Raw genomic sequence first — 19,223 nt, forward strand, 5'->3', positions numbered from 1 at the left:
TAATAGTTGTTATTTTTTTATTTTAAAAGGGGTTTTATGGCATTATTATTCACAGGGGCGTGCGGGTATATAGGCTCGCATACCGCAAGGGCGTTTTTAGAAAAAACCAAAGAAAACATCATTATTGTAGATGACTTAAGCACCGGTTTTTTAGAGCATATCAAAGCGTTAGAGCGTTACTACCCTAATAGGGTTGCGTTTATTCAAGCGAATTTGAATGAAACGCAAAAATTAGACGCCTTTTTAAATAAGCAACAGCTAAAAGATCCCATTGAAGCTGTCTTACACTTTGGGGCTAAAATCTCGGTAGAAGAATCCACGCGCTTGCCTTTAGAATACTACACCAACAACACGCTCAACACTTTAGAGCTTGTCAAACTTTGTTTAAAACATGCAATCAAGCGTTTTATTTTTTCTTCTACGGCCGTGGTTTATGGCGAATCTAGTTCAAGCTTGAACGAAGAAAGCCCCTTAAAACCCATTAATCCTTATGGAGCGTCTAAAATGATGAGCGAAAGGATTTTGTTGGACACTTCTAAAATAGCGGATTTTAAATGCGTTATTTTGCGCTATTTCAATGTGGCTGGGGCATGCATGCAAAATGATTATTCCACGCCTTACACTTTGGGGCAGCGCACGCTTAACGCCACGCATTTGATCAAAATTGCATGCGAATGCGCGGTGGGGAAAAGGAAAAAAATGGGGATTTTTGGCACTAACTACCCCACTAGAGATGGCACTTGCATTAGGGATTATATCCATGTAGATGATTTGGCTAACGCGCATTTAGCGAGCTATCAAACCCTTTTAGAAAAAAATAAGAGCGAGATCTATAATGTCGGCTACAATCAAGGCCATAGCGTGAAAGAAGTGATAGAAAAGGTTAAAGAAATCTCAAACAACGATTTTTTAGTGGAAATTTTAGACAAACGACAGGGCGATCCAGCAAGCCTTATTGCCAATAACGCTAAAATCTTACAAAACACCCCTTTCAAACCCCTTTATGACAACCTAGACACCATTATCAAAAGCGCTCTAGATTGGGAAGAACACCTTTTAAGATTTCAATAATACACCCTATGCAAATACAAGCCATTAGCCATTATGGGCGTTCTTATAGTGGCTTTGAGGTTGTGGATTTGCATTTCAATTTCAGCGAGCGTGATTTTTTCTAAGGAATATTGAACGCATGCTTGAATGATCAAACGCACGCTGGAGCGTAAAAACGCATCGCCAATGATTTTAAACACCACGCACTCATGCCTCATGATAAAGGTTTTATAAGCCAAAGCGTTAAAAATGATGCGATTAGGATTGGTTGTAGCGCCGCCTTCTTTTTTAAACATGGAAAAATCATGCTTGCCTGTGAATTGCTTTAAAGCAGTATTTAATAAATCTAGTGATCCATAATCCCCACAAGCGATATAAGGCGCTAAAAAAGGCGTTTTTAAATTCTTCGTCAAAAGGTAACGATACGCTCTTTTTTGAGCGTCAAAACGCGCATGGAAGTTTTTTTCTTCTAGTTTTTTTAAGACAATGTGCGGGGCGAGTTTGGGGGCTAGATAATAAAATAATTTAGAAGCGCTCCAGTGTTTTGGAGCGTGAAAAGACAGCACTTGGTTGTTCGCATGCACGCCTTTATCCGTGCGCCCAGCCGCAATTACGTCGCTTTTAATCCCTAGCGCGTTTAAAGCGCCCTCTATTTTATCCTGAACGCCGAGTTTGTTAGGCTGTTTGGCATAGCCTAGAAAATACGCCCCATCATAAGCGATAGTAGCCTTAAAACAACGCATTTTAATAACGCTTTAAAATGAATTTTCTAAACAATAAATAAGAAATAAACGCCCAAATAAAGGGGAAGAAAAAGGTCATCAAAAACAAATCCGTAGAAATCACATGCACCATTAAAAAATAAACCCCAACCGCTCCAAGGACATAAAAATAACTCCAATTCGTTTTGAATCGCGGGTTGGCGATGCCAAATAAAGGGATTAAAAACACGCTCGCTAAAGGGAACAAGGAAACTAAAATCGCTTGAGAAAAACGCCGTTTTTGATTTTTATTAGCGTTTTTGCCAAAGGCTTTTTTCCAATAGCCCAAATAATCCGTGCCTTGCAAATAAGCCGCATCATTAGAATTGAAAGACTTGAGCTTGTTGCGTAAATGCAATTCTTCAAAATCAACCTTACGCATTTTATCGCCTTGAGTGAAATACGCATGCCCGTTATACAAATTCAATTCAAACACGCCGTTTTGATTGTTGATATTGCCTTTTTGGGCCAGAATGAAGCTTTCTTGAGAAAGGCTTTTATTAGAAAAAAGCACTAAATTATCATAGGAATTGTTCTCAGCCTTATCCACATACACGAGCCAATCGCCTAATTTTTGCCCGAATTCACCGGCCCTTATGTTAATATCAATCTTGTCTTTTTTTTGACGCAAAAACCCGTAATAAGCGCTCTTAGAAGTGGGGATTAAAATAAGCGAAAACACCAATAAAATCGTGCTCACTAACAAGCTTAAAGGCACAAACGCTTTAGTCATTGTTTTAGGCGAAACCCCTAAAGAGAAAAACACTAACAATTCATGGTCATAGCTAAGCCTTGAAAGCCCCAAAGCGCAAGCCGCAAAAAAAGTGATCGGCAAAATAAAAAAAATGGTTCCTGGCAAGGAATACAAAAAGAGTTGCACCAGATCTAAAAAGCTCACTTTAATCACGAGCGTTACGCTTGCGATACTGATTAATAGCACGATAGAAGAGATAAAAAACAGCACTAAAAAGAAAGAGAAAAAGACTTGCGAAACCGCCATGAAAAGATAGTGTTTGATCATGCCTTAATCTTTATTGCACCCCATCTACAACAGGCACAAACAAGCATTTTTCTAACACTTTTTGGACGCGCAAGGCGTTATTTTGCTTCACAAAGCGTTTGATCACTTGCTCGTTATTTTCTTGAATGGGCGCGACTAATATCCCGCCTTCTTCAAGCTGATCAATAAGCGCTTGGGGGATATTTTTAGCGCAAGCAGAGAATAAAATCCTATCATAGGGGGCGTATTGCTCCCAGCCCTTATTCCCATCAGCGAATTTGACATGAACATTGTCTAAACCGAGAGTTTTAAGGCGCAAACGCGCTTCTATATACAGGCTTTCAATCCTTTCAATGCTGAAAACGCGCCTGAAAATTTGAGACAAAACCGCCGCTTGATAGCCGCTCCCGCAGCCAATTTCTAGCACGCTATCCACATGATCGATTTCTAAATATTGCGTCATTTTGGCCACGGTTAGGGGCGAAGAAATGTATTGTTGCGCTTGCATAGAAAGCGCGTTTAAAGTGTAGGCAAAATGCTTGAAGGGGGCTGGAACAAAAATTTCCCTTTCAATGCTCTCCATAGCTTTTCTCACTTTGGGGTGTAAATTGAAACGCTTATGGATTTCTTCACACATCAAATGGTTTTTGATACTATTCAAACAAGCCCCTTAAAAGTCATCAAAACTCACGCTCCCTTTGGCGTAATTGCTCACCCTAGCTTCAAAGAAATTAGAGCGTTGCTCATTGAAGCTTGAAAAGCTCTCTACCCATTTAATGGGGTGTTGGACGCCATAAACTTTAGCGATACCCACCTTACTCAAACGGCTATCCGCCAAAAACTGGATGTATTGCTCAATCAAACTTGAAGTGAGCCCTAAAATCTTGCCTTGCGTGATATAATCCCCCCATGAAGCTTCAATTTCTACGGCTTTTTTAAACATCTCTATGACTTCATTAATCAATCGTGGCGTGAATAGATCCGCTCTTTCATTCCTTAAAGCGTTGATCATGTTTTGGAATAAAATCAAATGCGTTACCTCATCTCTTTGGATAAAACGAATCATTTGCGCTGATCCTAGCATTTTACCGCTCCTAGCCAGAGTGTAAAAATAGCTAAACCCGCTATAAAAATAAATCCCCTCTAAAATTTGGTTAGCAAAAAGCGCTTTGAGAATGTTTTCTTCTGTAGGGTTTTTGGCTAATTCCATATACACTTGCGCGATATAGTCGTTCTTGCTTTTTAATTGCATATCGTTACGCCACATGTCATAAATTTCTTCAGTATTCGCGCTAATGCTTTCTACCATCACCGCATACGCATGGCTGTGTAAGGCTTCTTCATAAGCTTGACGCACCAAACACAAATTGATTTCGGGACTAGTGATAAAGGGATTGACATTGTCAATTAAATTATTGGTTTGCAAGCTATCCATAAAAATGAGTTGCGCTAAAGCTCTGTCATAGCCGATCTTTTCTTCTGCACTTAATTTCAGATAATCCCTTTTGTCATCATTCATGCTCACTTCTTCAGCAAACCAGGTGTTAGCGAGCATCGTTTTCCACAAATGATCCGCCCATTGATACTTGATCTTATTCAAATCAAACATGCTTGTAGGATTACCCCCAAAAATCTTTCTTTCATTCACACTTTCTGTAGAATCGGGGTTGTAAATTTTCTTGCGTGAAACTTCCATTGTGTTCCTTAATTTCCTTAAAACTATCTGATATAGTCTTGTTAGAATACCTTAAAAGAATTTAAAACTCCCTAAAGCCAGAAAAAACTCAAAAAACTTCAATTTTTCAGTATTTTTAAAGGATTAAAAAGCTAAAATACTGCTTCATTATTTTCTACTTCTTATGCATGCGATGGCGTGCGGTGTGCGGAAGTGGCGAAATTGGTAGACGCACTAGACTTAGGATCTAGCGCCGCAAGGCATGAAGGTTCGATTCCTTTCTTCCGCACCATTTCATCAACGAATGGGAAGCAAAAGATTAAACAAAATTCAATCTAACTCAGTTTGATTAAAGGGCATGCGGTGAATAAAATTTTAGAGGAATGATTAAGATTTGAAGTCCTAAATGAAACCCATTCTATTAAAACCCTCAAAAGTTTTTAAAACGCCATGAGCGATGCTTTGAACGCTCTCTAAATCTAAATTCGCATGACAAGGCAAGGAAATTTCAGCGTTATAAAAATCCTGTGCGCTTTTTAATGGGGCTGTGTTGAAGAGCTGTTGATACAATTGGTACTGGTAAATGGGCTTGTAATGCACTTGGGCTAAAATGCCAAGTTTGTGCAAACTTTCTAAAATTAGTTTTTTGCATGTAAAAAATTTTTGGCGCATTAAAATAGGATAAAGGTGGTTAGAGCTTTGGTGTTTTAATAAGGGGTGTAAAGGGGTGAAATAAGGGTTATCTTTAAAAATCTCATCATAAATTAGAGCGATTTCTTCTCTTTTTTGCATTAAAAGGGGGGCTTTTTTAAGTTGGCTCAAACCCAAAGCGCTTTGGATTTCATTCAAACGGAAGTTATGCCCTACGCTTTTGACTTCGCCTTCAAAAAAATCTTTTTTGATCATGCCATGAGAGCGAAACGATTTCATTTTTTCATGCAATTCGCTATCGTTAGTAACGACCGCTCCCCCTTCAGCCGTGGTGATAGGCTTAATGGCATGGAAACTGAACACGCTCGCTAACGCAAAGCCTCCTACTTTTTTATGGTGATACTCGCTCCCTAGAGCATGCGAGCTGTCAGAAAGAAAACTCAAAGAATGCTTTTTGCAAAGCTTTTGAACGCTTTCTACTTCCACGCTTTTACCGGCATAATCCACGCTCACTATGGCTTTGGTTTTTTTAGTAATAAGCTTTTCTAGGGCCAATTCATCTATATTGCCATCGTTTTTAACTTCGGCAAATACGGGTTTATAGCCGCTTTCTAAGAGCATGTTAGCCGTCGCTACAAAGCTTATAGGTGTGGTGATTATTTCATTGCAATCAGCACTAAATTCGCTAAAATTCCTATAGAGCGTTAAAAGGGCTGAAGTCGCGCTATTAAACGCTAACGCATGCTTAACGCCCAAAAACTCGCATAAAGCTTCTTCAAATAAGAGAGAATATTTGCCCTGCGTGAGTTGTTTGGAATTTAAAACTTCTAAAACAGCCTTTTTATCTTCTTCGTCTAAACAAGGCTCGCTATAAGCAAACTTTTTCAAGCGAGCAAGTCTTGCAAGCGAGATGGGGTGATTTTGCTTGTGTCATGGACATCTTGGAATTTTTGAGCGTTCAATCTTGTTTTATCTAAGGTGTTGTATTCCTTGTTCAAATGATTCGTTTCAGCGAGCTGTTTTTTCCACTGGTGCAAAGAGTTTTGAATGCTTTCTTTTTCACTTTCTAATGATTTTGAAAATTTTTCCAAAGCTTTCGTGTCATCAATATCAATATTGCTAGGGAGTTTCAAACTATCATTGCCTGATTTTTGATTGAAAGAATCAATCGCTTTGTCCAAACGGCTTTTAAAACGCTCAAAATCGCTTCGATCTTTTTCATTGTTATGAGCGTAAGATTTAGAAATCCCTACCAATTCTTTAGCGTCTTTATCCATGCCTTTTAAGCTTTTGAGACGGCTTTCTAAATCCCCTATGGCTAGGTTATCCTGCTTAGCTTGTTTGGCTAATTTGATTTTTTCATCACTCTCTGAAAGATTTTGAATTTCCTTATTTTCTTCTTTTTCTCCATTTTTTGTGTGCGAACCAACCCTTTGAGTATGGTAATCCCTCACCATCAAAGACGGGTTATAATGATTTGAAATCTTAGACATCTTATCCTCCACTTCATTGGACTTTCTTAAAGACAAGATAAGCAAACTCTATTCCTAAAAACATTTTATTCCACCCAATTCTATCTAAAAATATTAATCTAACCCTAAAACCCTTTCTAACTCTTTGATGAGGTTTGTAATTTCTTTCAGTTCTTTAAGATTGAGAGTGAGCTTATAATTGACTTGATTATCAGGATTCATTGACACCAATTGCTTTTTGAACTCATTTTGTTTCATAAAGTATTTTCTTTCTTTATGAATGTAATGGATTTCATCTTTTTTAAAAATTCTATAAAGCAATTGGTCTTCGCACACTCCTAAGCAAATCAAAAAATCATAGTTGTATCGTGGGTTTATACCATTGAACTAAAAAAGTGTTGTTGGTTCTGCCTTTTTGCGCTGTTTTAACTTCAAAGGACACACCGCTTTTTGTCATAATATCGTATTCATCATGAATAATACCATCATTGATCACTCCATCTATAGCGTTAAGCACACTTTTTAAAAACTCTTCACCAATCTGCCCTATAGCGTTGGCTTCAAAATCTCTAATTTTTGAAAAAATAGCGTTGTAATCTTGCCCTAAATTCAATTCTTTATGTTTTTTTTCAATAATTTTTAAGAAAGTTTGTTCCAAATCCATCAATTATCCTTTAAACTATCCAAATGATCATATAAGGCTTGAAAAATATGGCTTTTTCCTAAATGATAGCAAGAATTAGTCGCTAAACTTGCGTATTTTGTCCAATCAATCTCTTGGAATAGTTTTTTTAATTTAGCGTTTAAAGCCTTGTCAGCGCTAGTGAATACCACAGCAATACCAGATTGATACTTAACTTCCTCAAAATTCTCTACAATTTGTGTGCTTTTATAAAAAGTTGATGAAATGTAAAAAGACGCTTTTTGATTAAAAATCCACTCTTTACCGCATTCTCTGTTTTTAGCTAATGAAACCGTGAAAACCTTGATATATTCGCCAAAGGGTTCTTTATGGCGATTCTTATACCAAGAAAATTCACTTTTTTTATTTTGATACTTTTTGCTCCAAATTTGAAACACGCAATGCACATCCACTTCTTTATTTTTAAAATCTATAAACGCATTTTTTTCTAAGCATTCGCTATAAAGCAGATTTAAACCTTTCACACGATACTTAATAGAACCTTTTCCTTGACTTTCAAAAAACATGGGCAAGATAAAACACACAAAATCACAATTTCTAGCATGGTTGATAAATTCTAACGCCATAACCCCACGATGCCCAAAAGGAGAGTTGCCCAAGCAAATCACTTTTTGATGCGTAGGCAGTTTATAATTTAAAAAATCGCATTGAATAAATCCATCTCTTTTGGGTTCAATGTCTATACCAATGCGTCTATTTTTAGGAAACAAGTCATAAAACACCCCATCGCCTACACTTGGCTCTAAAAAAATAAAGTCATCTAGATTTTCGTATTTTTTAATAACCTCACAAGCTTTTTGAAAGCATTTTAAAGCCACGCTAGGCTTAGTGAAATACTGATCTAGGGCATTGCTAGAATTTTCTTTCATCTCATTGCCATTGACATAGCGTTTAGGGGTAATTTCTTTAAACAAGGTTTGCATGAAAAAACTTTACTATAAAACTACAAAACTTAATGCTGACTTTTTCTGATCGCTTAAAACCCTTAAACTATGCTTAAAAAAATCCTTAAAACTTAAAGATTTTCTTCTAAATACTTCGTGTGGATTTTTGCTTGCCTGAAATCCGCATTTTCAAGCATTTCAAGGTGGAAAGGAATGGTCGTTTTAATGCCTTCTACTTTAAATTCCTTTAAAGCCCTTTTCATCTTGGCGATCGCTCTTTCTCTGTTTTCACCCCACACAATGAGCTTGCCAATCATAGAATCATAGTGCGTAGGCACGACATAATTGGCATGTGCATGCGAATCAAGACGCACATTCACCCCACCAGGGGCGATCCATTCGGTGATTTTACCCGGGCTTGGGTAGAATTTTTTAGGATCTTCTGCTGTGATTCGGCATTCTATCGCATGCCCTTTGAGAGAAAAGCTGTCTTGTTTGGGCAATTTTTCGCCTTGAGCGATTTTAATCATCCACTCAATGAGGTTTAACCCACTCACCATTTCGCTAATGGTGTGTTCCACTTGCAAACGAGTGTTCATCTCCATGAAATAAAAATCTTTCATGTTAGAATCGAGCAAAAATTCAAAAGTCCCAGCCCCCACATAGCCGATATATTTAGCGGCTTTGATCGCTGTTTCTAGCAAACGCTCACGCACGCCCTCTTCTAAAACCACCGCCGGGGTTTCTTCAATGAGCTTTTGCTGGCGTCTTTGCACGGAGCAATCCCTTTCGCCCACATGAATGACATTGCCATGCTTATCGGCTAGAATTTGGACTTCAATGTGCTTAGGCTTGTTGATGAATTTTTCTAAATACACGCTCCCATCGCCAAACGCGCTCAAAGCTTCCGTTTCTGCGGCTAAATAAAGGTTTTTAAGCTTGGATTTATCTTCTACGACACGCATCCCCCTTCCGCCCCCACCAGCGGCCGCTTTAATGATAACAGGGTAGCCGATTTTATCAGCGATTTCTTCAGCTTCTTGATAGCTTTTAAGCAACCCATCACTGCCCTCAATCACAGGCATGCCGGCTTCTTTCATCACGCTTTTGGCTTTGGATTTGTCGCTCATTAAAGCCATGACTTTTGCGCTCGGACCAATAAATTCCAAAGAATGGTGCGAGCAAATCTCTACAAAATTCTGGTTTTCACTCAAAAACCCATACCCGGGGAAAATCGCATCCGCTTCAAACAATTCCGCCGCGCTAATGATCGCAGGGATATTCAAGTAACTCTCGCTGGATTTGGCCCCCCCTATACACACTTTTGCACTAGCCGTATTGAGGTAGTGGGCGTCTTTGTCAGCGATAGAATAAATGGCTATGGATTCTTTACCCATTTCTTGAATGGTTTGGATCGCTCTTAAAGCGATCTCGCCTCTATTAGCGATCAAAATGCGCGAGAGTTCTTTTTTTTCTACCTTTTTATTTTCTTTATTCACTTTATTCATGAGTTTTAAAGCTTTTCCACTTTGATGAGTTTAGTGCCGTATTCTACCGGTTGAGCGTCTCCCACTTCAACAGAAACCACTTTGCAAGGGTATTCCACTTCAATTTCATTCATGATTTTCATCGCTTCTACAATGCCCACGATTTGCCCTTTTTTAAGCGTATCACCTGCTTTGACATAAGGCTCAGCCCCAGGGGAGGGTGCATGATAAAAAGTGCCTACCATAGGTGAAAGCACGAAATCTTCTTTTTTATCCACAATAGGGGTGCATACCATAGGCACAGGGGTTTGAGCGCTTGGCATGCTCGCTTCTACCATAATGGGGGCTGGAGAATGGGCGGAATTTAACGCATTTTTATGTTTCGCATAAGCGGATTCTTTATCCAAAACCAACTCAAAATGCTCATGCTTTAATTTCAAATGCCCCAAATCAGAAGCTTTAAATTCTTTGATCAACTCTTCAATTTCAGAAAGGTTCATAACGATCTATTCCTTGATATTATTTTAAAATATGCCATAAACACATAATCTTACTAACCATAAGCGTTTTTAGCAAAAAATTATTGTTATAATAACATAATTATTAACAAACTTTAAAGGCTTTGTGTATATGGGATTGAAAGCGGATTCTTGGATTAAAAAAATGAGTTTAGAGCATGGCATGATTAGCCCTTTTTGCGAAAAGCAAGTCGGTAAGAATGTGATCAGCTATGGTTTGAGCAGTTATGGGTATGATATTAGAGTGGGGAGTGAGTTCATGCTCTTTGATAACAAAAACGCTTTAATTGACCCTAAAAACTTTGACCCTAACAACGCAACCAAAATTGATGCGAGTAAAGAGGGTTTTTTTATCTTGCCCGCTAACGCGTTCGCTCTAGCCCATACGATAGAGTATTTTAAAATGCCTAAAGACACCTTAGCGATTTGTTTAGGCAAAAGCACTTACGCCAGGTGTGGGATCATTGTGAATGTTACGCCTTTTGAGCCGGAATTTGAAGGCTATATCACGATTGAAATTTCTAACACCACTAATTTACCGGCTAAAGTCTATGCCAATGAGGGGATCGCGCAAGTGGTGTTTTTACAAGGCGATGAAATGTGCGAGCAAAGCTATAAAGACAGAGGCGGTAAGTATCAAGGGCAAGTGGGTATCACTTTGCCTAAAATTTTAAAGTGATTTTAAAAAGATGAAAGCATTTGCCCATTGGCGTTTTTGCTTTTAATACAAACAATACCGCAATTTCTCAAAAATGTATTATAATACGAAAATTCAGTTTGATTGAGTTACAGACTCTTTTAGAGCAAAACGCTAAACCATTTAGGAAATTACCATGCTAAAACTCGTTAGCAGAACGATTTGTTTGTCTTTAATCGGCTTGTTCAACCCTTTAGAAGCCTTTCAAAAACACCAAAAAGACGGCTTTTTTATAGAAGCCGGGTTTGAAACCGGGTTATTAGAAGGAACGCAAACTAAAGAACAAACAATAACCCAAAACACCCAAAACACCCAAAAAGTCTATGAAAACCCCTTAACCCACCCACAAACTAAAGAACAGCCTAAAGAACAAAACAAAAGCGATACAGCCACCCCACAAAGCGTTTATGGGAGATACTACATCCTCCAAAGCACCATTTTAGAAAAAGCGACCGAACTATTCACCACGGACAATATAGAAAATGGCTTAACTTTTTATTCTCAAAGCCCTGTGTATGCGAATATGGTTAATGGGAGCGTAACCATACAAAACTTTCTGCCTTACAATTTAAACAATGTTGAGCTGAGTTATACAGACGCTCAAGGCAAGGTAGTCAATTTAGGCGTGATAGAGACTATCCCTAAGGATTCTCAAATCATTCTGCCTGCAAGCTTGTTTAATGATTCAGAATTTGAACAAGCTGATAGCTTTAATTACCAACAACTTCAAGCCACTGCCACACAATTTTCTGACGCTAACACGCAAAGTTTGTTTCAAAAGCTCAGCCAAATCACGACCAATGTAACGATGAGTTATGAAAACGCCGATACTAACAATTTTAAAGGTAATTGCAATGATTGTGTGTCAGATTTCACCCAACAAACCGCAGAAGAATTGACCAATTTAATGTTGGATATGATTGCGGTGTTTGACTCTAAATCGTGGGAAGAAGCCGTTTTAAACGCTCCTTTCCAATTTTCTAACAGCCCATCAGAGTGCGGCTCTGACTTTCCTAAATGCGTGAATCCTTTCAATAACGGGCGTGTCGCTCCCATCTATGAAAAATACGTGCTAACCCCACAATCCGTTATAGATGCGTTTAGAAGAGCGATCAATCTTGAAGTGAACATCATGAAATCAGGGTTTTTAGGGCTAGGGTATGAACTTGATGATAATGATGGTAATCTAGGGATAGCCGCTTCTGCCTTAAATCCTGAAAAATTGTTTGGTAAAACTTTGAACAAAGTTGATATTGTGGAATTAAGAGACATTATCCATGAATTTAGCCACACTAAAGGCTATACGCATAATGGGAACATGACTTATCAAAGGGTGCGCTTGTGTCAAGAAAACGGCGGAGCCATACAAGAATGTGAGGGTGGGAAAGAAGAATTGGTCAATGGGAAAGAAGAACTAAAATTTACAAACGGAAAAGAAGTGAAAGATCAGGATGGTTACACCTATGATGTATGTTCTTTTTATAAGGACAACCACCAAGTCTATACAGCGGGCAATTACCCCAATTCCATCTATACCAATTGCGCTCAAGTCCCCGCTGGGCTTATAGGGGTTACTACCGCTGTTTGGCAACAGCTCATCAATCAAAACGCCCTCCCCATCAATTTCGCTAATCTAAACAGCCAAACCAACCATTTAAACGCCGGGTTGAATGCGCAAAATTTTGCAACCTCTATGGTCAGTGCGATCGCACAAAATTTTTCTACCACTTCCACCACCACTTACCACTCTTCAAGTAAAAATTTTAGAAGCCCTATTTTAGGGGTTAATGTTAAAATAGGCTACCAACATTATTTCAATGACTACATCGGGTTAGCCTATTACGGCATCATCAAATACAACTACGCTCAAGCTAACGATGAAAAAATCCAGCAATTAAGCTATGGTGGGGGAATGGATGTGTTATTTGATTTCATCACCACTTATGCTAATAAAAAGCAAGGCAATCCCACTAAAAAGGTTTTTGCTTCCTCTTTTGGGGTGTTTGGGGGGTTAAGGGGCTTATACAATAGCTACTATGTCTTCAATCAAGTCAAAGGAAGCGGTAATTTAGATATAGTAACCGGGTTTAATTACCGCTACAAGCATTCTAAATATTCCATAGGCTTTAGCGTTCCTTTAATCCAAAGCGGTATTAAAATCGCTTCTAATAAGGGTATCTATGCAGACTCTGTTATTTTGAATGAAGGGGGCAGTCATTTTAAAGTGTTTTTTAATTACGGGTGGGTATTTTAAATTTTAAAACTTTGCTTTACTTGAAGCTTTTTAGCAAAAAGTTAAGTTTTTAGAATTTGTTTTTAAAACTTTGCGATACCCCCTAAATTTGTGCGATACTCGCTACAAACACGCATGCGCTCTCAGATTTTAGCACCATATCTAACGGGATGCGATAAATTTCACGCTCTTTAAAATACCCTCTTTCTGGTTCGCTAAACCCCCCTTCAGGCCCTATGATAACGCCTTTTTCAAAACCCATGCTTGTGGGCAAGGTTTCACCCTTAAAATCCAAAACGCTCGCTTTTGGGTAGGCGTTTAACATTTCTTTGGTGTTTGAAAACGCTTCCAATTCCATTAAAGCGCTGCGGCCGCATTGCTCGCAAGAATTAATCAAAATTTTTTGAAAGCGCTCTAATTTGGCGCTGTCTATTTTTTCATTACGCTGGCTAAAATCCGCATAGAATAAACTCAACTTGCTCACGCCTAACTGATTTAAAAAGGGTAGGATTTTTTCAATGCTTTTGATTTCAATCACGCTTAAGATCAAATGCGTTTTTTTATTAGCCATAACTTCTAATGGTCGCCCGCCTACCAGCCTTAAAAGGGCGTGTTTTTTAGTGATTTCTGCATGCTCATAGGTGTATAAAAATCCGTCTTTTAAATTCCTTAAATCCAAACGACTTGCGCTTTTGATACGCCTTGATCGGTATAAATGGATATAACTCTCGCCTTCTATTTTTAAAACAGGCTCTTTGGCTAAAGGGTGGTAGACAAAACGCATTCAAAGACCCATTAACACAACAATAAGAATCGTTTCTAAAAAATACAGGATTTTAGCTTTTTTGATATACGCTTCCATCCTTTCTTTTTTAGTGATAGCGAATTTCACGCTTTTATGGCGTTTGATTTCTGCTATAAGCATCAACAACAGCCCTAAAAGCATGACAACAGCGCTAAAAGAAAATTCAAATTGTTGCATCGCCCAAATAAAAATCCCGCTCAAAAGAGCGATGCTTAAAAGAATGTAAATCGCTGGCATGACAAGATAGATTTTTTTGTTCAATTGGATGAAATTCTTTTCTTTAAAAAGGGTGTAAAGATTGATCATAAAAGCTAGGGCAAGCAAGGCGGCAAAAAAGGCATGGATCAGCAAGGATTGAGCCATCACAGAAGAATCTTGTGTATTTAATGCTTGCAAACTCATCTCTAACATTAACTTCTTTCTAACGATTTATTTTTTATTAATCGTTTTATTTTAGCATGTGCTAATGAATTTGATCAATGAAAAGCTCAATAATTTAGAAAATAACGCCACAAAATCCCCTAAAGAAGCAGTCATTCTTTTGAATATGGGAGGGCCTAACAGCCTTTATGAAGTGGGGGTGTTTTTAAAAAACATGTTTGATGATCCCTTTATCCTTACCATTAAAAATAATTTCATGCGTAAAATGGTGGGTAAAATGATCGTCAATAGCCGCATAGAAAAATCCAAAAAAATCTATGAAAAACTAGGGGGCAAATCCCCTTTAACGCCTATCACATTCGCCCTTACAGAGCGTTTGAACGAATTGGATCCTTCTCGCTTTTACACTTATGCGATGCGTTATACCCCCCCTTATGCGTCTATGGTTTTGCAAGATTTAGCCTTAAAAGAAATAGAAAGCCTGGTGTTTTTTTCCATGTATCCGCAATATTCTAGCACCACCACGCTTTCTAGTTTCAATGACGCTTTTAGCGCTCTCAAATCCTTAGAAACTTTCCGCCCCAAAGTGCGAGTGATAGAACGCTTTTATGCTGACAAAAAGCTTAATGAAATCATTTTAAACACGATTTTAAGCGCCCTAAACAACCGCAAAAGCCAGGATTTTGTCTTAATCTTTTCTGTCCATGGCTTACCTAAAAGCGTTATTGATGCCGGCGATACTTACCAGCAAGAATGCGAACACCATGTGAATTTGTTAAAAGAGTTGATGCAACAAAAAAATATCCCTTTTAAAGAAGTTTTACTCTCCTACCAATCCAAGCTAGGGCCTATGAAATGGCTAGAGCCAAGCACTGAAGAGTTGATAGAAAAGCACCGCAAATCTCATGTTATCATCTACCCTTTAGCTTTTACGATTGATAATTCTGAAACGCTCTACGAACTAGACATGCAATACCGCTTGATGGCGGAGCGTTTAGCGGTTAAAGAGTATTTGGTTTGCCCATGCTTAAACGATTCCATAGAGTTTGCAAAATTTATCATTGAATTAGTGAATAACCTTAAAAGTGAGTGAAATTTGCATAAAAAGCGATTATTATAGTAAGATACCTAGTTTTCAAATCTATTAAAAAATAAAGGTTATTCCATGTTTTCACTTTCTTATGTTTCCAAGAAATTTTTAAGCGTTCTGCTGTTGATTTCGCTGTTTTTAAGCGCTTGCAAATCCAACAATAAGGACAAATTAGATGAAAATCTTTTAAGCTCCGGCTCTCAAAGCTCCAAAGAATTAAATGATGAGCGAGACAACATAGACAAAAAGAGCTATGCCGGTTTAGAAGATATTTTTTCAGACAATAAGTCCATTAGCCCTAATAATAAATACATGCTTTTAGTGTTTGGCCGTAATGGTTGCCACTATTGTGAAAGGCTTAAAAAAGATCTCAAAAATGTCAAAGAATTGAGCGACTATGTTAAAGAGCATTTTAGCGCTTACTATGTCAATATCAACTACTCCAAAGAGCATAATTTTAAAGTCGGCGATAAGGATAAAAATGATGAAAAAGAAATCAAAATGTCCACAGAAGAATTAGCACAAATTTATGCCGTCCAATCCACCCCTACGATTGTTTTATCCGATAAAACCGGCAAAACCATCTATGAATTGCCCGGCTATATGCCCTCTACGCAATTTTTAGCGGTGTTGGAATTTATTGGCGATGGGAAGTATCAAGACACAAAAAACGATGAGGATTTCACTAAAAAATTAAAGGCTTACATCAAGTATAAAACCAACCTTTCTAAAAGCAAGTCTAGCTAGGAAAGTCTAATGAAGAATCTCAAAAGCCTGCTTTCTTTTTTGCTGGCTTCTTTTTGGGTCGCTATCCCTTTAATAGCGCTCTATGCCTTAGCGTGCGCGATAGCCACTTTTATAGAAAACGATTACGGCACGAGTGCGAGTAAGGCGATTGTGTATAACACCCCTTGGTTTAATTTCTTGCATGCGTATTTATTGGTGGTTTTAATAGGCACATTCATCAATTCCAAAGCCTTAGAGCGCAAAAGATACGCAAGCCTTTTTTTCCACAGCTCCTTGATTTTAATCATTTTAGGGGCAGCCATCACACGATTTTTTGGCACAGAAGGGCTTATGCATGTGCGAGAAAATAGCGCGCAAAGCTCTTTTGAAAGCGCGGACACTTACCTTAATATCACCCTAAACGACGAAAAAAAACTTTCTTTAAAAACGCCTTTAACTTTTTATTACTCCAAACGATTAAAACCCATTCATGCCACTTTAGATCACAAGCCTTTAATTTTAGAACCCTTAGAGATTTACAAGCAAAACGCCATTAAAAAAGATGACGCTACCATTTTAGTGTTAAAGGCGACTTATAACGGCGTGAGCCGCAAATTCAACCTCATTAAAACCAACAGGAATGAAGGCATAGAAGAAAGCGAGATGTTTAAAGACGACAAGCTCTCTTTAAGTTTTGGATCGGCTTACATTGGATTGCCCTTTCAAATCAAACTGAAGCGTTTTGAATTAGAGCGCTACGCCGGCTCTATGAGTCCCTCATCTTACGCTTCAGAAGTGGAAGTTTTGAAATTGGATAACACTTTAATCAAACCTTATAGGATTTTTATGAACCATGTTTTAGATTATGAGGGCTATCGCTTTTTCCAATCTTCTTATGACATGGATGAAAAAGGCACGATCCTTTCTGTCAATAAAGACCCGGGCAAAATCCCCACCTATTTAGGGTATGCGATGCTTATTTTGGGGGCTTTGTGGTTGCTTTTAGATAAAAACGGGCGTTTTTTAAAGCTTTCACGCTTTTTAAAATCCCAACAAGCAGCTAGTTTCTTACTCGCTTTAATTCTAGTCAGCCCTTTTGCTTCTTCGTTCGCCAATGAAGGCCAAATTGACATGCATGGGGGCAAAAGCGCTAAAATTGAGCGACAAAGCGTAGAAAATTCCGCCCAAAAAGAAAACTCTAAAAGCGCGATTTTAGAGCGTTTGAAGCATTTAAGAGAGTATTCCAAAGACCACTTAAAAGCCTTTCAAAGGCTTCAAGTCCAGGATTTTGACGGGCGTATCAAACCCCTTGATACCATCAGCATTGAATACATCCATAAGATTTTAAGAAAAGATGATTTTCAAGGGCTAAACGCCATGCAGGTGCTTTTAGGGATCATGTTTTTCCCTAACGATTGGCGCAGTATTAAGATGATTTACACTTCCAATAAAGCCTTAAGGAAGCTTATTGGCACGCCTTTAGACGAAAGCCGTATCGCTTTTAGAGATGCGTTTGATAGCCGTGGGTATAAATTAAAAAATTTGGTTGAAGAAGCCAATCAAAAATCCCCTAATGCGCGCAACGAGTTGGATAAAGATGTCTTAAAAGTAGATGAACGAATCAACTTAGTTTATACGCTTTTTAGCGCTCAATTTTTACGCATTTTCCCTAGCGATAAAACCACCGCTTGGCTCTCGCCCATTGAAGCGATCAACAGCCCTAATAAAGAAATTTCAAGCGTGGCAACGGCGTTTTTAAAAAATATTTTTAGCGGCTTTGATGACGCTTTAAAAACCAATCAATGGGATAAGGTAGAAAAAACCCTAAAAGATTTAAGCATTTACCAAAAAGAGCATGCCAAAAACCTCTATTTATCCTCTTCAAAAGTGGATTCTGAAATTTTCTTAAACCACACCAATTTTTTTAACAGCCTAACCTTGCCTTATATCCTTTTAGGATTATTGCTTTTTATCGTTGTGATCAGCTCTTTGGTTAAAAACACGATTCCAAATGTTTGGCCCACTAAAATCCTTTATATGGCTATCTTGCTTTGCGCGATCGCTCATTCTATGGGGCTAATCTTGCGTTGGTATGTGAGCGGGCATTCGCCTTGGAGTAACGCTTATGAGTCCATGCTTTATATCGCATGGGCTTCTGTTGTCGCAGGGTTTGTTTTACGCTCCAAACTCGCGCTATCGGCTTCTAGCTTTTTAGCCGGTATCGCGCTCTTTGTGGCTCATTTAGGCTTTATGGACCCTCAAATCGGCCATTTAGTGCCGGTATTGAAATCCTATTGGCTCAATATCCATGTCTCTGTCATCACCGCTAGTTATGGTTTTCTGGGCTTGTGTTTTGTGCTAGGGATTTTGAGTTTGGTTTTGTTTATCTTGCGCAAACAAGGGCGTTTCAATTTAGACAAAACCATTCTCTCCATTAGCGCTATCAATGAAATGAGCATGATTTTAGGCCTGTTCATGCTCACAGCCGGGAATTTCTTAGGCGGGGTGTGGGCGAATGAATCTTGGGGGCGCTATTGGGGGTGGGACCCTAAAGAAACTTGGGCGTTGATTTCTATTTGCGTCTATGCCTTAATCTTGCATTTGCGTTTTTTAGGCTCTCACAATTGGCCCTTTATTTTAGCGAGCAGTAGCGTTTTAGGGTTTTATTCGGTTTTAATGACTTATTTTGGCGTGAATTACTACCTTTCTGGCTTGCACAGCTATGCCGCAGGCGATCCCTTGCCGATCCCTACTTTTTTATACTTTTTGGTAGCGATACCTTTTATCCTTGTGATCTTGGCGTATTTCAAACGCCATTTGAGTTTGCCTAAATTGGTTTAAAGGGTAAAAATGTTCCAACCCTTACTAGACGCCTTTATAGAAAGCGCTCCAATTAAAAAAAAATTACCTCTAAATCTCCCCCCCCCCCCCTAAAAATCGCTGTGGCGAATTGGTGGGGAGGCGCTAAAGAATTTAAAAAGAGCGCTCTGTATTTCATCTTAAGCCAACGCTACAAAATCACCCTCCACCAAAACCCTAACGAGCCCTCCGATCTCGTTTTTGGCAGTCCTATTGGATCGGCTAGAAAAA

At 38.6% G+C, this 19,223-nt stretch carries 19 protein-coding genes, 1 tRNA gene and 1 pseudogene; 8 read left to right on the plus strand and 13 right to left on the minus strand.

The features are described 5' to 3' along the window. The first annotated feature begins 36 nt into the window (after nt 1–36). Complete coding sequence (gene galE, locus BZK24_RS01760; RefSeq protein WP_001186090.1) at nt 37–1,071, plus strand: UDP-glucose 4-epimerase GalE; 1,035 nt, start codon at nt 37–39, stop codon at nt 1,069–1,071. Here the strand turns inward: galE and truA are convergent. The 4 genes from truA to BZK24_RS01780 are packed head-to-tail and all read right to left on the minus strand — an operon-like array spanning nt 1,065 to nt 4,507. After that, nucleotides 1,065–1,793 carry a tRNA pseudouridine(38-40) synthase TruA gene (truA, locus tag BZK24_RS01765; RefSeq protein WP_077656381.1) on the minus strand — a complete coding sequence of 243 codons (729 nt, stop codon included), beginning with the start codon at nt 1,791–1,793 and terminating at the stop codon, nt 1,065–1,067. The genes galE and truA overlap by 7 nt on opposite strands. Nucleotide 1,794: 1 nt before the next feature. Then, complete coding sequence (locus tag BZK24_RS01770; RefSeq protein ID WP_077656382.1) at nt 1,795–2,832, minus strand: LptF/LptG family permease; 1,038 nt, start codon at nt 2,830–2,832, stop codon at nt 1,795–1,797. 10 nt (nt 2,833–2,842) lie between these two features. Then, the gene (gene pcm / locus BZK24_RS01775; protein ID WP_077656383.1) at nt 2,843–3,472 is read right to left on the minus strand and encodes a protein-L-isoaspartate O-methyltransferase; all 630 of its coding nucleotides are present in this window, start codon (nt 3,470–3,472) and stop codon (nt 2,843–2,845) included. Nucleotides 3,473–3,481: 9 nt separating this feature from the next. Further along, the gene (locus tag BZK24_RS01780; protein WP_077656384.1) at nt 3,482–4,507 is read right to left on the minus strand and encodes a ribonucleotide-diphosphate reductase subunit beta; all 1,026 of its coding nucleotides are present in this window, start codon (nt 4,505–4,507) and stop codon (nt 3,482–3,484) included. Between the two features lie 186 nt (nt 4,508–4,693). Here BZK24_RS01780 and BZK24_RS01785 point away from each other — a divergent pair. Beyond that, a tRNA-Leu gene (locus tag BZK24_RS01785) sits at nt 4,694–4,778 on the plus strand. A 110-nt stretch (nt 4,779–4,888) separates the two neighbouring features. On the opposite strand, the gene pseC is transcribed toward BZK24_RS01785, so the two are convergent. The 7 genes from pseC to accB form a co-directional block, all read right to left on the minus strand. Beyond that, entirely contained in the window at nt 4,889–6,025 is a 1,137-nt protein-coding gene (pseC, locus tag BZK24_RS01790; RefSeq protein ID WP_021176220.1) for a UDP-4-amino-4,6-dideoxy-N-acetyl-beta-L-altrosamine transaminase, read from the minus strand. Further along, nucleotides 6,022–6,630 carry a Laminin subunit alpha-2 precursor gene (locus BZK24_RS01795; RefSeq protein ID WP_077656392.1) on the minus strand — a complete coding sequence of 203 codons (609 nt, stop codon included), beginning with the start codon at nt 6,628–6,630 and terminating at the stop codon, nt 6,022–6,024. The genes pseC and BZK24_RS01795 overlap by 4 nt, the downstream gene beginning before the upstream one ends. Nucleotides 6,631–6,723: 93 nt before the next feature. Next, on the minus strand, nt 6,724–6,930 hold the full coding sequence (locus BZK24_RS09840) for a type II restriction endonuclease (RefSeq protein WP_341537509.1): 207 nt from the start codon (nt 6,928–6,930) through the stop codon (nt 6,724–6,726). A 34-nt stretch (nt 6,931–6,964) separates the two neighbouring features. Continuing rightward, entirely contained in the window at nt 6,965–7,273 is a 309-nt protein-coding gene (locus tag BZK24_RS09845) for a hypothetical protein (protein ID WP_000362786.1), read from the minus strand. Continuing rightward, the gene (locus BZK24_RS01805; protein WP_077656385.1) at nt 7,273–8,235 is read right to left on the minus strand and encodes an SAM-dependent methyltransferase; all 963 of its coding nucleotides are present in this window, start codon (nt 8,233–8,235) and stop codon (nt 7,273–7,275) included. The genes BZK24_RS09845 and BZK24_RS01805 overlap by 1 nt, the downstream gene beginning before the upstream one ends. Before the next feature lie 92 nt (nt 8,236–8,327). Beyond that, a complete protein-coding gene (locus BZK24_RS01810; protein ID WP_171972369.1) occupies nt 8,328–9,695 on the minus strand; it encodes an acetyl-CoA carboxylase biotin carboxylase subunit in 1,368 nt (455 codons plus the stop codon). A gap of 14 nt (nt 9,696–9,709) precedes the next feature. After that, the gene (accB, locus tag BZK24_RS01815; protein WP_001053749.1) at nt 9,710–10,183 is read right to left on the minus strand and encodes an acetyl-CoA carboxylase biotin carboxyl carrier protein; all 474 of its coding nucleotides are present in this window, start codon (nt 10,181–10,183) and stop codon (nt 9,710–9,712) included. 130 nt (nt 10,184–10,313) lie between these two features. Here accB and dcd point away from each other — a divergent pair, with 130 nt between their 5' ends. Together dcd and BZK24_RS01825 are read left to right on the plus strand one after the other, a co-directional pair. Continuing rightward, nucleotides 10,314–10,880 carry a dCTP deaminase gene (gene dcd / locus BZK24_RS01820; RefSeq protein WP_000523102.1) on the plus strand — a complete coding sequence of 189 codons (567 nt, stop codon included), beginning with the start codon at nt 10,314–10,316 and terminating at the stop codon, nt 10,878–10,880. Nucleotides 10,881–11,034: 154 nt separating this feature from the next. After that, nucleotides 11,035–13,152, plus strand: a complete 2,118-nt coding sequence (locus BZK24_RS01825) for a porin family protein (RefSeq protein ID WP_077656387.1) — start codon at nt 11,035–11,037, stop codon at nt 13,150–13,152. An 82-nt stretch (nt 13,153–13,234) separates the two neighbouring features. Here the strand turns inward: BZK24_RS01825 and BZK24_RS01830 are convergent, their stop codons facing one another. Both BZK24_RS01830 and BZK24_RS01835 read right to left on the minus strand, forming a co-directional pair. Next, nucleotides 13,235–13,915, minus strand: a complete 681-nt coding sequence (locus BZK24_RS01830; protein ID WP_077656388.1) for a 16S rRNA (uracil(1498)-N(3))-methyltransferase — start codon at nt 13,913–13,915, stop codon at nt 13,235–13,237. After that, nucleotides 13,916–14,347, minus strand: coding sequence for a hypothetical protein (locus BZK24_RS01835; protein WP_000892090.1), 432 nt, complete (start codon nt 14,345–14,347; stop codon nt 13,916–13,918). A gap of 55 nt (nt 14,348–14,402) precedes the next feature. Between BZK24_RS01835 and hemH the strand changes: the two genes are divergently transcribed. The 4 genes and pseudogenes from hemH to BZK24_RS09850 form a co-directional block, all read left to right on the plus strand. Then, a complete protein-coding gene (gene hemH, locus BZK24_RS01840) occupies nt 14,403–15,410 on the plus strand; it encodes a ferrochelatase (RefSeq protein WP_077656389.1) in 1,008 nt (335 codons plus the stop codon). Nucleotides 15,411–15,482: 72 nt separating this feature from the next. Beyond that, a complete protein-coding gene (locus BZK24_RS01845; RefSeq protein WP_077656390.1) occupies nt 15,483–16,154 on the plus strand; it encodes a SoxW family protein in 672 nt (223 codons plus the stop codon). Between the two features lie 9 nt (nt 16,155–16,163). Beyond that, nucleotides 16,164–18,974, plus strand: a complete 2,811-nt coding sequence (locus BZK24_RS01850; RefSeq protein ID WP_077656391.1) for a cytochrome c biogenesis protein — start codon at nt 16,164–16,166, stop codon at nt 18,972–18,974. Between the two features lie 9 nt (nt 18,975–18,983). Then, nucleotides 18,984–19,223: pseudogene (locus BZK24_RS09850) on the plus strand (glycosyltransferase family 10 domain-containing protein); the annotation flags it as partial.

Origin of the sequence: Helicobacter pylori (assembly GCF_001998165.1) — a bacterium.
In the GTDB taxonomy this organism is placed as follows: domain Bacteria; phylum Campylobacterota; class Campylobacteria; order Campylobacterales; family Helicobacteraceae; genus Helicobacter; species Helicobacter pylori_DL.

Coding starts and splice junctions, on each gene's coding strand:
- BZK24_RS01830 (WP_077656388.1), bottom strand. CDS start 13,915: ATGCGTTTTGTCTACCACCCTTTAGCCAAAGAGCCTGTTTTAAAAATA.
- BZK24_RS01850 (WP_077656391.1), top strand. CDS start 16,164: ATGAAGAATCTCAAAAGCCTGCTTTCTTTTTTGCTGGCTTCTTTTTGG.
- BZK24_RS01825 (WP_077656387.1), top strand. CDS start 11,035: ATGCTAAAACTCGTTAGCAGAACGATTTGTTTGTCTTTAATCGGCTTG.
- BZK24_RS01780 (WP_077656384.1), bottom strand. CDS start 4,507: ATGGAAGTTTCACGCAAGAAAATTTACAACCCCGATTCTACAGAAAGT.
- truA (WP_077656381.1), bottom strand. CDS start 1,793: ATGCGTTGTTTTAAGGCTACTATCGCTTATGATGGGGCGTATTTTCTA.
- BZK24_RS01835 (WP_000892090.1), bottom strand. CDS start 14,347: ATGTTAGAGATGAGTTTGCAAGCATTAAATACACAAGATTCTTCTGTG.
- dcd (WP_000523102.1), top strand. CDS start 10,314: ATGGGATTGAAAGCGGATTCTTGGATTAAAAAAATGAGTTTAGAGCAT.
- BZK24_RS01770 (WP_077656382.1), bottom strand. CDS start 2,832: ATGATCAAACACTATCTTTTCATGGCGGTTTCGCAAGTCTTTTTCTCT.
- BZK24_RS01795 (WP_077656392.1), bottom strand. CDS start 6,630: ATGTCTAAGATTTCAAATCATTATAACCCGTCTTTGATGGTGAGGGAT.
- accB (WP_001053749.1), bottom strand. CDS start 10,183: ATGAACCTTTCTGAAATTGAAGAGTTGATCAAAGAATTTAAAGCTTCT.
- galE (WP_001186090.1), top strand. CDS start 37: ATGGCATTATTATTCACAGGGGCGTGCGGGTATATAGGCTCGCATACC.
- BZK24_RS01845 (WP_077656390.1), top strand. CDS start 15,483: ATGTTTTCACTTTCTTATGTTTCCAAGAAATTTTTAAGCGTTCTGCTG.
- BZK24_RS01805 (WP_077656385.1), bottom strand. CDS start 8,235: ATGCAAACCTTGTTTAAAGAAATTACCCCTAAACGCTATGTCAATGGC.
- BZK24_RS09845 (WP_000362786.1), bottom strand. CDS start 7,273: ATGGATTTGGAACAAACTTTCTTAAAAATTATTGAAAAAAAACATAAA.
- hemH (WP_077656389.1), top strand. CDS start 14,403: ATGAATTTGATCAATGAAAAGCTCAATAATTTAGAAAATAACGCCACA.